Source organism: Enterococcus saccharolyticus subsp. saccharolyticus (assembly GCF_029023825.1).
GTDB lineage: Bacteria > Bacillota > Bacilli > Lactobacillales > Enterococcaceae > Enterococcus_F > Enterococcus_F saccharolyticus.
The window spans coordinates 276,667-289,001 of sequence record NZ_CP118957.1; the positions used below are offsets into that span (position 1 = coordinate 276,667).

The 12,335-nt window shown below is 38.9% G+C and carries 18 protein-coding genes; 17 read left to right on the forward strand and 1 reads right to left on the reverse strand.

Annotated features, from left to right (window positions below):
- The first annotated feature begins 17 nt into the window (after positions 1–17).
- From rplF to truA, 17 genes are all read left to right on the forward strand, one after another.
- A complete protein-coding gene (gene rplF, locus PYW32_RS01570) occupies positions 18–554 on the forward strand; it encodes a 50S ribosomal protein L6 (RefSeq protein ID WP_016176280.1) in 537 nt (178 codons plus the stop codon).
- A 58-nt stretch (positions 555–612) separates the two neighbouring features.
- Positions 613–969, forward strand: coding sequence for a 50S ribosomal protein L18 (rplR, locus tag PYW32_RS01575; protein ID WP_016176279.1), 357 nt, complete (start codon positions 613–615; stop codon positions 967–969).
- A 20-nt stretch (positions 970–989) separates the two neighbouring features.
- Positions 990–1,490 carry a 30S ribosomal protein S5 gene (gene rpsE, locus PYW32_RS01580; RefSeq protein ID WP_016176278.1) on the forward strand — a complete coding sequence of 167 codons (501 nt, stop codon included), beginning with the start codon at positions 990–992 and terminating at the stop codon, positions 1,488–1,490.
- A 14-nt stretch (positions 1,491–1,504) separates the two neighbouring features.
- Positions 1,505–1,684, forward strand: a complete 180-nt coding sequence (gene rpmD / locus PYW32_RS01585) for a 50S ribosomal protein L30 (RefSeq protein WP_016176277.1) — start codon at positions 1,505–1,507, stop codon at positions 1,682–1,684.
- 45 nt (positions 1,685–1,729) lie between these two features.
- Positions 1,730–2,170, forward strand: coding sequence for a 50S ribosomal protein L15 (gene rplO / locus PYW32_RS01590; RefSeq protein ID WP_016176276.1), 441 nt, complete (start codon positions 1,730–1,732; stop codon positions 2,168–2,170).
- The gene (secY, locus tag PYW32_RS01595) at positions 2,170–3,462 is read left to right on the forward strand and encodes a preprotein translocase subunit SecY (protein ID WP_016176275.1); all 1,293 of its coding nucleotides are present in this window, start codon (positions 2,170–2,172) and stop codon (positions 3,460–3,462) included. The genes rplO and secY overlap by 1 nt, the downstream gene beginning before the upstream one ends.
- Before the next feature lie 61 nt (positions 3,463–3,523).
- Positions 3,524–4,168: an adenylate kinase gene (locus PYW32_RS01600; protein WP_016176274.1), complete on the forward strand. Its 645-nt coding sequence runs from the start codon at positions 3,524–3,526 to the stop codon at positions 4,166–4,168.
- 188 nt (positions 4,169–4,356) lie between these two features.
- Positions 4,357–4,575 (forward strand): translation initiation factor IF-1, encoded by a 219-nt coding sequence (gene infA / locus PYW32_RS01605; RefSeq protein WP_002288695.1) that lies wholly within the window; start codon positions 4,357–4,359, stop codon positions 4,573–4,575.
- A 32-nt stretch (positions 4,576–4,607) separates the two neighbouring features.
- Positions 4,608–4,724, forward strand: a complete 117-nt coding sequence (gene rpmJ / locus PYW32_RS01610) for a 50S ribosomal protein L36 (protein WP_010742772.1) — start codon at positions 4,608–4,610, stop codon at positions 4,722–4,724.
- An 18-nt stretch (positions 4,725–4,742) separates the two neighbouring features.
- Positions 4,743–5,108, forward strand: coding sequence for a 30S ribosomal protein S13 (gene rpsM / locus PYW32_RS01615; protein WP_016176273.1), 366 nt, complete (start codon positions 4,743–4,745; stop codon positions 5,106–5,108).
- A gap of 27 nt (positions 5,109–5,135) precedes the next feature.
- Positions 5,136–5,525, forward strand: coding sequence for a 30S ribosomal protein S11 (rpsK, locus tag PYW32_RS01620; RefSeq protein WP_016176272.1), 390 nt, complete (start codon positions 5,136–5,138; stop codon positions 5,523–5,525).
- 80 nt (positions 5,526–5,605) lie between these two features.
- Positions 5,606–6,544, forward strand: coding sequence for a DNA-directed RNA polymerase subunit alpha (locus PYW32_RS01625; protein WP_016176271.1), 939 nt, complete (start codon positions 5,606–5,608; stop codon positions 6,542–6,544).
- 23 nt (positions 6,545–6,567) lie between these two features.
- Positions 6,568–6,948 carry a 50S ribosomal protein L17 gene (gene rplQ, locus PYW32_RS01630; RefSeq protein ID WP_016176270.1) on the forward strand — a complete coding sequence of 127 codons (381 nt, stop codon included), beginning with the start codon at positions 6,568–6,570 and terminating at the stop codon, positions 6,946–6,948.
- A gap of 446 nt (positions 6,949–7,394) precedes the next feature.
- Entirely contained in the window at positions 7,395–8,234 is an 840-nt protein-coding gene (locus PYW32_RS01635) for an energy-coupling factor ABC transporter ATP-binding protein (protein WP_016176269.1), read from the forward strand.
- Complete coding sequence (locus tag PYW32_RS01640) at positions 8,210–9,076, forward strand: energy-coupling factor ABC transporter ATP-binding protein (RefSeq protein WP_016176268.1); 867 nt, start codon at positions 8,210–8,212, stop codon at positions 9,074–9,076. The genes PYW32_RS01635 and PYW32_RS01640 overlap by 25 nt, the downstream gene beginning before the upstream one ends.
- Entirely contained in the window at positions 9,066–9,863 is a 798-nt protein-coding gene (locus PYW32_RS01645) for an energy-coupling factor transporter transmembrane component T family protein (protein WP_016176267.1), read from the forward strand. Before PYW32_RS01640 ends, PYW32_RS01645 begins: the two co-directional genes overlap by 11 nt.
- Positions 9,864–9,971: 108 nt before the next feature.
- Positions 9,972–10,712 carry a tRNA pseudouridine(38-40) synthase TruA gene (gene truA, locus PYW32_RS01650; protein ID WP_016176266.1) on the forward strand — a complete coding sequence of 247 codons (741 nt, stop codon included), beginning with the start codon at positions 9,972–9,974 and terminating at the stop codon, positions 10,710–10,712.
- Positions 10,713–10,754: 42 nt separating this feature from the next.
- Here truA and glnA read toward each other — a convergent pair whose 3' ends face one another.
- A complete protein-coding gene (gene glnA, locus PYW32_RS01655; protein ID WP_016176265.1) occupies positions 10,755–12,095 on the reverse strand; it encodes a type I glutamate--ammonia ligase in 1,341 nt (446 codons plus the stop codon).
- Positions 12,096–12,335 lie beyond the last annotated feature (240 nt).

Below are 12,335 nucleotides of genomic sequence, written 5' to 3' on the forward strand. Positions count from 1 at the left end.
CAAGGAGGTGTCTCTACGTGAGTCGTATCGGTAATAAAGTAGTCGTTCTTCCTGCTGGTGTTGAAGTCAAGCAAGAAGGAAATGACGTTACAGTTAAAGGACCTAAAGGTGAATTAACTCGTACTTTCTCTTCAGATATTACAATGAATATCGAAGGAAACGAAGTAACTTTCACTCGTCCAAATGACAGCAAAGAAATGAAAACAATCCACGGAACTACTCGTGCAAACTTCAATAACATGGTTATTGGCGTAAGCGAAGGTTTCAAAAAAGGATTAGAACTTATCGGGGTTGGGTACCGTGCTCAATTACAAGGTTCAAAACTTGTATTGAACGTTGGTTATTCAAATCCAGTAGAAATGAACGCACCAACTGGAGTTACAGTTGAAGTTCCTTCTAATACTTCTATCGTTGTATCAGGAACAAGCAAAGAAATGGTTGGCGAATTTGCAGCTAACATTCGTGGCGTTCGTCCTCCAGAACCTTACAAAGGCAAAGGTATTCGCTATGTTGGTGAATTCGTACGCCGTAAAGAAGGTAAAACTGGTAAATAATCGTAAACTAGGTTTACGATTCGCGGCTTAGGCTAGCAAAATTAAAGAGGTGACAATTGTGATTACAAAACCAGATAAAAATAAAACACGTCAAAAAAGACATAAACGTGTACGTAGCAAAATCTCTGGTACTGCTGAGTGCCCACGCTTGAACGTTTTCCGTTCTAACAAAAACATCTACGCGCAAGTAATTGATGACGTAGCGGGTGTGACGCTAGCAAGTGCCTCTGCCTTGGATACAGAAATTTCAGGTGGAACAAAAGTTGAACAAGCACAAGCTGTTGGTAAATTAGTAGCAGAACGTGCAGCAGCAAAAGGTATTAAAGAAGTAGTCTTTGACCGTGGTGGATACCTTTACCATGGCCGTGTAGCAGCTTTAGCTGAAGCAGCTCGCGAAAATGGACTAGAATTTTAGAAGAAGGAGGAACACCATTCATGGTTTATATTGATCCAAAACACTTGGAATTAGAAGACCGCGTTGTTGCGATTAACCGCGTAACAAAAGTTGTTAAAGGTGGACGTCGTTTACGTTTCGCAGCTTTAGTTGTTGTCGGTGATAAAAACGGACACGTAGGATTTGGTACTGGTAAAGCACAAGAAGTGCCAGAAGCAATCCGTAAAGCAGTTGAAGATGCTAAGAAAAACTTAATTGAAGTACCAATGGTTGGTTCTACAATCCCACACGAAGTTATCGGTGTATTCGGTGGCGGACGTATCTTAATGAAACCTGCTGTAGAAGGTTCTGGGGTAGCCGCTGGTGGACCTGTTCGTGCCGTATTGGAGTTAGCTGGGGTAGCTGATATCACATCTAAATCTCTAGGTTCAAACACACCTATCAACGTTGTTCGCGCAACAGTTGAAGGATTAAAACAATTAAAACGCGCTGAAGAAGTGGCAGCACTTCGCGGTAAATCAGTTGAAGAATTAATCGGTTAAGGAGGACAAAAATAATGGCTGAATTAAAAATTACTTTAAAACGCAGTGTTATCGGACGTCCTCAAAACCAACGCGATACTGTAAAAGCGTTAGGTCTAGGTAAAGTGAACAGTACTGTTGTTAAACCTGCTAATGATGCAATCAAAGGCATGGTTAACACTGTAGCTCACTTAGTGGACGTAGAAGAAATTTAAGTATCAATTTTGATAGATTTACTTTGATTAAGGAGGTGCCAAACCATGAAACTTCATGAATTAAAATCTGCAGAAGGATCACGTCACGTACGTAACCGTGTAGGTCGTGGTACATCATCTGGTAATGGTAAAACAGCTGGACGCGGACAAAAAGGTCAAAAAGCTCGTTCAGGTGGTGGAGTTCGTTTAGGTTTTGAAGGTGGACAAACACCATTGTTCCGTCGCTTACCAAAACGCGGATTCACTAATGTTAACCGTAAAGAATATGCAGTAATTAACCTTGACCTTCTAAATCGCTTTGAAGACGGAACTGAAGTAACTCCTGTAACTTTAGTTGAAGCTGGATTAGTTAAAAACGAAAAAGCTGGAATCAAAGTGTTAGGAAACGGTGAATTAACTAAGAAATTAACTGTGAAAGCAGCTAAATTCTCTAAAGCAGCTGAAGAAGCAATCGTTGCTGCTGGTGGATCAATCGAGGTGATCTAATGTTAAAACTTTTAAAGGATGCTTTTAAAGTCAAGGATATTAGATCAAGAATTTTGTTCACTGTAATGATTTTATTCGTCTTTCGCTTAGGGACACATATTACTGTACCTGGTGTAGATGTAACTAAGTTGCAAGCTATCTCTAGCTTACCTTTCTTGAATATGCTTGATTTGGTAAGTGGTAGTGCGATGCAACGTTTCTCTATTTTTTCCATGGGGGTTTCGCCATATATCACAGCATCGATTATCGTTCAATTGATGCAAATGGATATTGTACCGAAATTCGTTGAATGGTCAAAACAAGGGGAAGTGGGTCGTAAGAAATTGAATCAAGCAACACGCTATTTGACATTAGTCTTAGGATTTTTACAATCGATGGCGTTAACTGCGGGATTTCAAATGTGGACTCAGTTCGGGTTTGTGCCAAATCCAAATGCGGCAACCTTTATTCTTATTGGTATCGTATTAACCACAGGGACAATGTTTGTCACTTGGTTAGGGGAACAAATTACGGACAAAGGAATTGGGAATGGTGTTTCAATGATTATCTTTGCGGGTATCATTTCACGCCTACCAATTGATATTAAGGCATTAATCGAAGACTACTTTATTAATATTGATAAATCAGATTTATGGAAATCAATCTTATTTATGGTGATTCTAGTGATTGCAGTGTTGGCAATTGTTACTTTTGTGACATATTTCCAACAAGCTGAACGAAAAATCCCAATTCAATATACAAAACGAGTAGCTGGTGCACCAACAAGTAGTTACCTTCCATTGAAAGTAAATGCGGCTGGGGTTATTCCAGTTATCTTCGCTAGTTCTTTTATCACAACACCAAATGCTATCTTACAAGCATTCGGTTCATTCCAAGGTGAAGCTTGGTTTGATATCGTCCAAACGGTTTTTAATTATAATACTGTCCCTGGGGCAATTTTATATACAACATTAATCGTTGGATTCACGTTCTTCTATGCTTTTGTTCAGGTCAATCCGGAAAAATTAGCTGAAAACTTGCAAAAACAAGGGAGCTATATTCCAAGTGTTCGACCAGGTAAAGGAACGGAAGAATATGTCTCAAAACTATTGATGCGTTTAAGTACTGTCGGGTCTCTATTCTTAGGGCTTGTCGCATTATTGCCAATTTTGGCACAAATGATTTGGAACTTACCACAATCAATTGGTTTGGGAGGAACAAGTTTGTTAATCGTTATTGGTGTTGCACTAGAATCTGCTAAGCAGTTGGAAGGTCTAATGCTAAAACGTAAATATACTGGTTTCATCAATTAAAGTTTTATGAAGTGTTGAGGATTTCCTCAACACTATTCAAAAACTTACAGGAGGAGTTAAAATGAACCTCATTTTAATGGGACTACCCGGTGCTGGGAAAGGCACTCAAGCAGAACGTATTATTGCTGAGTACAATATTCCGCATATTTCAACGGGCGACATGTTTCGTGCCGCAATGGCCAATGAAACAGCTCTTGGCCTGGAAGCAAAATCATACATGGACAAAGGTGAACTTGTACCTGATGCAGTAACAAACGGGATTGTAAAAGAACGTTTGGCTGAACCAGATACAGACAAAGGTTTCTTATTAGATGGTTTCCCTCGTACATTGGATCAAGCCGAAGCGTTGGATCAAATGTTGAAAGACCTTGGAAAAGAAATCGATGCCGTCATCGAAATTCATGTCCCTGAAGAAATTCTTGTTGATCGTCTAGCAGGACGCTACATGTGCCGTACTTGCGGTGCGACTTATCATAAAGTATTCAACCCTACAACAGTAGAAGGTACTTGTGATCGTTGTGGCGGACACGATTTCTATCAACGAGAAGATGATAAGCCTGAGACGGTCAAAAATCGTCTAGCTGTCAATGTGAAAAGTAGTGAACCAATTTTAGCATATTACAAAGAAAAAGGTTTATTGCAGTTAATTGATGGTAATCGTGAAATCGATGCTGTATTTGCAGATGTAAAAAATATCATCGAGTAACGATCGATTGCCCGCATCCGACTTGCAATTTGATAACTTTCTCTTGCTAAGTATGATATATTATGCTAAAATGTATCAGTCCGACTTCTAAGAAATTAGAAGACTGTTTTGAGAATCTAAGGTGGGAACACTGGTTTCCGCCATTTTATCGTGTGAAAATGCGAAACAAGTACAAGGAGGTACTGTGCGTGGCAAAAGAAGATATGATTGAAGTCGAAGGTACAGTCGTCGAAACTTTGCCGAATGCAATGTTTAAAGTCGAATTGGAAAATGGACACCAAGTTCTTGCTACTGTTTCTGGTAAAATTAGAATGCACTACATTCGCATTTTACCTGGAGACAAGGTGACAGTTGAACTATCACCGTACGACTTGAACCGTGGCCGTATTACTTATCGTTTTAAATAATTGTACTCCGTAAAACCACAGGAGGTATTATCATGAAAGTAAGACCATCAGTAAAACCAATGTGTGAACATTGTAAAGTAATTCGTCGTAATGGGCGCGTTATGGTGATTTGCCCAGCAAATCCAAAACATAAACAACGTCAAGGATAATCGGAGGTGTAACAAGATATGGCTCGTATTGCAGGAGTAGATATTCCTCGTGATAAACGTGTAGTCGTTTCTCTTACTTATATCTATGGTATTGGTAACACGACTGCAAAACAAGTTCTAGCAGATGCTGGCGTTTCTGAAGACGTTCGTGTTCGTGATTTAACGAATGAACAAACAGACGCTATCCGTGCAGAAATTGATAAATTAAAAGTTGAAGGTGACTTACGTCGTGAAGTTAACTTAAACATCAAACGTTTGATGGAAATCGGTTCATACCGTGGTATCCGTCACCGCCGTGGATTGCCAGTTCGTGGACAAAACACGAAAAACAATGCACGTACTCGTAAAGGCCCGTCTAAAACAGTAGCAGGCAAGAAAAAATAATTCCTAAGTGAAGGAGGTTAAAACTTCATGGCAGCAAAAAAAGTGAGTCGTAAACGCCGTGTGAAAAAGAATATTGAAGCAGGTATCGCGCATATCCACTCAACATTCAACAATACAATTGTGATGATCACTGATACTCATGGTAACGCGTTAGCATGGTCATCAGCTGGTGCATTAGGATTCAGAGGAAGCAGAAAATCAACACCATTTGCAGCTCAAATGGCAGCAGAAACTGCAACAAAAGCAGCAATGGAACACGGATTAAGAACTGTAGAGGTAACTGTGAAAGGTCCTGGTTCAGGACGTGAAGCAGCAATTCGTTCATTACAAGCAGCAGGTTTGGAAGTGACTGCAATTCGTGACGTGACTCCAGTTCCTCATAATGGATGCCGCCCTCCAAAACGCCGTCGTGTTTAATGAGTGCCGCTCATTTTGAGTTTCAATAATTACGTCATTGAACAAGACACTTTTCGTTTTGAAAGGGGTAAGAGATAAGAATGATTGAATTCGAAAAACCAAGAATTGCAAAAATTGATGAAGAGAAAGATTATGGAAAGTTCATCGTTGAACCTCTAGAAAGAGGCTACGGAACTACTCTAGGAAATTCCCTACGTCGCATTTTGTTATCTTCTCTACCAGGTGCAGCAATCACTAATATTCAAATTGATGGAGTCCTACACGAATTCTCAACTGTTAAGGGTGTTCGAGAAGACGTCGCTCAAATCATTTTGAATATCAAAGGTCTTGCATTAAAAATGTACGGTGAAGAAGAAAAGACCCTTGAAATCGATATTACTGGACCAGCTACAGTAACTGCCGGCGATATTATCGTTGATAGTGATGTAGAAATCCTTAATAAAGATATGTACATTTGTACAGTTTCTGAAGGAACAACTTTCCATGCGCGCTTAACAGTTAGACCTGGCCGTGGATATGTTCAAGCAGACGAAAATAAAAAAGAAGATATGCCAATTGGTGTTCTTCCAGTTGATTCAATCTACACACCTGTACGTCGTGTGAACTACCAAGTAGAAAATACACGTGTTGGTCGTCGTGATGATTTCGACAAATTAACGATGGAAATTTGGACAGATGGTTCAATTGAGCCATTAGACGCAATGAGTTTAGCTGCAAAAATCATGACTGAACATTTAGACATCTTTGTTAACCTAACGGATGAAGCGAAAAACGCTGAAATCATGGTTGAAAAAGAAGAAACTCAAAAAGAGAAAATGTTAGAAATGACAATTGAAGAATTAGACTTATCTGTTCGTTCATATAACTGTCTAAAACGTGCAGGAATTAATACTGTACAAGAATTAACAAATAAATCTGAACCAGAAATGATCAAAGTACGTAATTTAGGCCGTAAATCTCTAGAAGAAGTAAAAGCAAAATTACATGATCTAGGTTTAGGCTTACGTAAAGACGATTAATTTTTACGAAGGAGGGAAACCACGTGAGTTATCGTAAACTAGGACGCACATCTAGCCAACGTAAAGCGATGTTGCGTGATTTAACAACTGATTTAATCATTAACGAACGCATCGTTACGACTGAAGCTCGTGCGAAAGAAGTTCGCTCAACTGCTGAAAAAATGATCACTCTAGGAAAACGCGGTGATTTACATGCACGTCGCCAAGCTGCTGCATTCGTTCGTAATGAAGTAGCAAGTGTACGTGAAGAAAACGAAGAAATCGTTATCGAATCAGCTTTACAAAAGCTATTTAGCGATATCGCTCCTCGTTATGCAGATCGCCAAGGTGGCTACACACGTATCTTGAAGACAGAACCAAGACGCGGAGATGCTGCACCAATGGTTATCCTAGAACTAGTTTAAAATCACACTTAATAAACGGCTTGCCGTTTAGCATCACTTTGTAGATGAACTTTAAGAGTGTTATGATGTTGGAGGGCAACCTCCGAGTCTAGCTCGGCGCTACCCCCTGGAAGATTTTCAGGGGGTATGCACTCATCATAAAGTGTTTTTTTTTATCCTCGATTACCTGTCAAGACACCTTGGCCTGATGGAGGATGAAAAAAATTCGGATTTTCCATGAAAACCTTCAGAATAATTGAAATCTACCTTGTTTTTTGGTAGTGTTAGTTAGAATCACGTTGCATCAAAGTCTTCATTACACGAGAGTTATGAGTAAAATCGTGTATTCATAAAAATAAAATGGAATAGATGATGATAATTAGAATATTCATTCCGTTTCATCCTAAACATGCGTTTTACAATAAGGTCCGGAATGGTAAATGAATCTATTCATACAAGGAGTATTTATGAAACCTATTATTGAGTTAAATAATCTTACATTCAAATATCAACGAACGGATGCTCGTCCTGCTTTAGAGGATGTTTCATTATCAATTAATCAAGGCGAATGGGTCGCCATTATTGGGCATAATGGTTCAGGGAAATCAACGCTCGCAAAAACGATTAATGGCTTATTACTTCCTGAAAGTGGTTCGGTGGTTGTCGGAAATAAAGAATTAAATGAAGAGAATATCTGGTCTGTGCGTAAAATGGTCGGCATGGTGTTTCAAAATCCTGATAACCAGTTTGTTGGGGCTACAGTAGAAGATGATGTTGCATTTGGTATGGAAAACCAAGGAGTTCCTCGTGATGAAATGGTGGAACGTGTTAAAAATGCTTTAGAACAAGTACGCATGTCTAATTTTGCAACGAAAGAACCCGTACGTCTATCAGGTGGTCAAAAACAACGTGTCGCCATCGCTGGCGTTGTTGCTTTACGTCCTGATATCATTATTCTGGATGAAGCAACAAGTATGTTAGATCCAGAAGGTCGTGCAGAAGTTATTGCTACTATTAAACAAATTAAAGAAGAAAATAATTTAACGGTGCTTTCGATTACTCACGATATTGACGAAGCTGCCAATGCCAATCGTGTCTTGGTAATGCGCCAAGGAAAATTGGTTGATGAAGGAACGCCAGAAAAGATTTTTTCTGCTGGTCCAAAATTAGTAGAGATGGGCTTAGATTTGCCTTTTCCAGAAAAACTAAAACAATCATTAAAAGAGCGTGGTGTAGCTGTACCACAAAACTATTTGACTGAAGAAGGGATGGTGGACTGGTTATGGACATCCATTTTGAACAAGTAAATTTTACCTATCAACCAAAATCACCTTTTGAGCAACGTGTTTTATTTGATATTGACTTAGATATCAAGGAAGGTTCTTACACTGCGTTAGTTGGTCATACAGGAAGTGGAAAATCTACTTTATTGCAACATTTGAATGCCTTGTTAAAACCAACTGAAGGAAAAGTGTTGATTGGTGATCGGGTCATTACTCCTGAAACAAATAATAAAAATTTAAAACCTATTCGTAAAAAAGTAGGGATTGTTTTCCAATTTCCAGAAGCGCAATTATTTGAAGAAACGGTTGAGAAAGATATTGCCTTTGGACCAAAAAACTTTGGGGTTTCTGAAGAAGAAGCGAAAGTTTTGGCCAAAGAAAATCTAACATTGGTTGGTTTAGATGATAGTTATTTAGAACGTTCGCCATTTGATTTGTCAGGTGGACAAATGCGTCGGGTAGCGATTGCTGGTGTCTTGGCGATGGAACCAGAAGTATTGGTTTTAGATGAGCCGACTGCTGGTCTAGATCCACAAGGACGGAAAGAAATGATGGAAATGTTTGAACGTTTGCATCAAGAAAAAAATATCACTATTATTTTAGTCACACATTTGATGGACGATGTGGCAAACTTTGCAGATTATGTCTATGTTTTAGAAAAAGGCCGGATTGTTAAACGTGGGACGCCAGCAGAGGTTTTCCAAGATGTTGCTTGGTTGCATGAAAAACAATTGGGGGTACCCACTGCTGCGGAATTTGCACAACGCTTGATTGCTAAAGGTGTCCATTTTGATTCTTTACCACTAACAGCCGAAGCTTTGGCAGATGCTCTGTTAGCGCAAGGAGGACTTGCTCATGATGAATAAACTGATTTTAGGACGGTATATTCCCGGTGATTCATTGATTCATCGTTTGGACCCACGTACGAAATTATTAATGAGTTTTTATTTTATCGGTATTATCTTCTTTGCGAATAATTGGCAAAGCTATCTCTTTTTAACAGTCTTTACGTTATTCTGTGTCTTTTTATCAAAAGTTGATTTTGGTTTCTTTTTACGTGGTGTCAGACCCTTATTATGGTTAATTCTATTTACGGTCGCCTTACAGATGTTCTTTACTAGTGGCGGTGAAATTTATTGGCAATGGGGCATATTTCGTTTAACTGAATTTGGCATACAAAATGGGATTTTTATTTTCTGTCGTTTTGTCTTAATTATTTTTATGTCAACGCTATTAACGTTAACCACTCCCCCATTAGAATTATCTGACGCGATTGAATATATTTTGCGACCATTAAAAGCGATTAAATTTCCTGTACATGAAATTTCACTGATGTTATCGATTGCTTTACGTTTTGTCCCAACATTAATGGATGAAACTGAGAAAATCATGAATGCGCAACGGGCGCGTGGTGTAGATTTCGGTGAAGGAAATCTCGTTCAGAAAATGAAGGCGGTCGTACCGTTGCTTATTCCACTGTTTGTAAGTAGTTTTAATCGAGCAGATGATTTAGCAACAGCGATGGAAGCGAGAGGCTACCAAGGTGGCGAAGGACGCAGTAAATATCGTGTGCTTCATTGGCATACGAGAGATACAGTGACTGTGATTGTCTATGTATTTGTTACAATTGGCTTGATTTATTTAAGAAACTAATAGAACTGTGACAAAAAGACAAGTACAAAATATCCGAACTATATTTTTCTAGTTCGGATATTTTATTGTCAAAAAGTGTCATAGAATCAGTTGAAGGAGACGAAAATAATGGTGCGATACAAAGCAATTATTGCCTATGATGGCACAAATTTTAACGGATTTCAGCGTCAGTCAACCGGACGTACCGTGCAAGAAGAAGTAGAAAAAACAATTACAAAAATGGCGAATCAACGTGTGGAAATCCATGGTTCTGGGCGCACGGATGCTGGTGTTCACGCGTTAGGTCAAGTCATTCATTTTGATTTTCCGTATGAACGACCGTTAGAAAAAATGCGATTCGGTTTAGATACGCAAACACCGGATGATGTTGCGGTAAAATCAGTGGAAATTGTTGCAGATGATTTCCATTCTCGTTATTTAGTAAAAGAAAAAATTTACGAATTCCGAGTGGATATTGGGAAACCACGTAGCCCGTTTCGTCGTTTTTATGCGAGTTATTTTCCTTATGCCGTTGATGTTGCGAAAATTGAGCGTGCTTTACCGGATTTTTTAGGGACCCATGACTTTACATCATTTTGTGCGACGGGGAGTTCGGTGGAAGATAAAACGAGAACGATTTATGAAGCTAATGTCACAGTAAATGAAGCTGGCGACGAGTTGGTATTTACTTTCCGTGGTGATGGTTTCTTATACAAAATGATTCGTATTATGGTCGGAACATTGTTAAAAATTGGCAACGATCGTATGCCCGCTGATAGTATCCCAGCGATTATTGCTGGAAAAGATCGTAATTTGGCAGGACCAACAGCCCATCCAGAAGGCTTGTATTTAAAAGAAGTACGCTATTAAAAAAGGAATGGAAATCTGTTTAGATTTCCGTTCCTTTTTTGTTTAATATAGTTCTAAATATTGTTTTCTTTCCCATTCTGAAACAGATTGTTTGTATGCATCCCATTCAAAACGTTTGGAGATTAGGAAATTGTTGAAGATGTGCTCACCGAGTGCTTCTTTGACCACTTCGTCTTTACGCAGTTCTTTTAAAGCGTTGTGTAAGGTAGAAGGTAAGTCTGAAATTTTTGCTGCTGTACGCTCATCTTCGTTCATCACATAAATGTTGCTGTTAACAGCAGGTGTTGGTGTTAATTCTCTTTTCACGCCATCTAAGCCAGCTTGTAATAAAACAGCCATTGCTAAGTATGGATTAGCTGAAGGGTCCACAGAACGCAATTCTAAGCGTGTAGAAAGTCCGCGTGATTCAGGGACACGAATCAATGGTGAACGGTTTCTACCTGACCAGGCAACGTAAACAGGTGCTTCATATCCTGGCACTAGACGTTTGTAAGAGTTGACTGTTGGGTTACAAATAGCTGTATAGGCACGTGCGTGTTCTAATAGTCCAGCTAAAAATTGATACGCAGTCGTGCTTAATTCCATGTCGTTTTCTGGATCGTAAAAGGCATTGTCATCGCCTTTGAATAAAGACATATTACAATGCATCCCTGAACCGTTAATACCGTATAAAGGTTTTGGCATAAAGGTTGCGTGTAGGCCGTGTTTTCTAGCAATTGTTTTCACAACTAGTTTGAATGTTTGAATGTTATCGCAAGCTTCTAAGACGTTTGCGTATTTAAAGTCGATTTCATGTTGTCCTGGAGCAACCTCATGGTGAGAAGCCTCTACTTCAAAGCCTAGGCTTTCTAATTCTAGTACGATATCGCGACGGCAGTTCTCACCTAAATCAGTTGGCGCGAAATCGAAGTAACCACCTTGGTCGTTTAAGTCGGTAGTAATTTCTCCATGCTCGCTTAATTTAAATAAGAAGAATTCTGGTTCTGGTCCTAAGTTAAAGGAAGTGAAACCAAGTGATTCCATATCTGCCAAAGCACGTTTTAAGTTGCCGCGAGGATCGCCAGCAAAAGGGGTACCATCAGGATTGTAAATATCACAAATTAAACGGGCAACTTTTCCATGTTCGCTTTCCCATGGAAAAATCATCCAGGTACTTAAATCTGGATAAAGATACATATCACTTTCTTCAATACGTACGAAGCCTTCAATTGAAGAACCATCGAACATCATCTTATTATCCAATACTTTATCTAACTGACTGATTGGAACTTCTACATTTTTTATTACGCCAAGAATATCGGTAAACATTAAACGTAAAAAGCGGACATTTTCTTTTTTGGCAATTTCTTTAATTTCGGCTACGGTATTGCTCGTTTTGGTCATAGTATCCCATCCTTTTTTATTAATCGTCATCGTTAAGTAGTAAGTTGAAGGAAGTCACTGAAAAAGTTGGTTTTCCTCGTTTCAGTGCGCTCCGTTCAATTTATATTGGAACTATACCAATTATTTTTTTACTTGTCAATCGTTTATGTTAGAAAATGTAACATAAAACAATATTTTTTTTAAATTGATAATGATTCTCACTTCTGAAAACAGGGGTCCCCTTGTTTTATTAAAAAACGA

Coding starts and splice junctions, on each gene's coding strand:
- rpsE (WP_016176278.1), top strand. CDS start 990: ATGGTTTATATTGATCCAAAACACTTGGAATTAGAAGACCGCGTTGTT.
- rpmD (WP_016176277.1), top strand. CDS start 1,505: ATGGCTGAATTAAAAATTACTTTAAAACGCAGTGTTATCGGACGTCCT.
- rplO (WP_016176276.1), top strand. CDS start 1,730: ATGAAACTTCATGAATTAAAATCTGCAGAAGGATCACGTCACGTACGT.
- secY (WP_016176275.1), top strand. CDS start 2,170: ATGTTAAAACTTTTAAAGGATGCTTTTAAAGTCAAGGATATTAGATCA.
- PYW32_RS01600 (WP_016176274.1), top strand. CDS start 3,524: ATGAACCTCATTTTAATGGGACTACCCGGTGCTGGGAAAGGCACTCAA.
- rpmJ (WP_010742772.1), top strand. CDS start 4,608: ATGAAAGTAAGACCATCAGTAAAACCAATGTGTGAACATTGTAAAGTA.
- rpsM (WP_016176273.1), top strand. CDS start 4,743: ATGGCTCGTATTGCAGGAGTAGATATTCCTCGTGATAAACGTGTAGTC.
- rpsK (WP_016176272.1), top strand. CDS start 5,136: ATGGCAGCAAAAAAAGTGAGTCGTAAACGCCGTGTGAAAAAGAATATT.
- PYW32_RS01625 (WP_016176271.1), top strand. CDS start 5,606: ATGATTGAATTCGAAAAACCAAGAATTGCAAAAATTGATGAAGAGAAA.
- PYW32_RS01635 (WP_016176269.1), top strand. CDS start 7,395: ATGAAACCTATTATTGAGTTAAATAATCTTACATTCAAATATCAACGA.
- PYW32_RS01640 (WP_016176268.1), top strand. CDS start 8,210: ATGGACATCCATTTTGAACAAGTAAATTTTACCTATCAACCAAAATCA.
- PYW32_RS01645 (WP_016176267.1), top strand. CDS start 9,066: ATGATGAATAAACTGATTTTAGGACGGTATATTCCCGGTGATTCATTG.
- truA (WP_016176266.1), top strand. CDS start 9,972: ATGGTGCGATACAAAGCAATTATTGCCTATGATGGCACAAATTTTAAC.
- glnA (WP_016176265.1), bottom strand. CDS start 12,095: ATGACCAAAACGAGCAATACCGTAGCCGAAATTAAAGAAATTGCCAAA.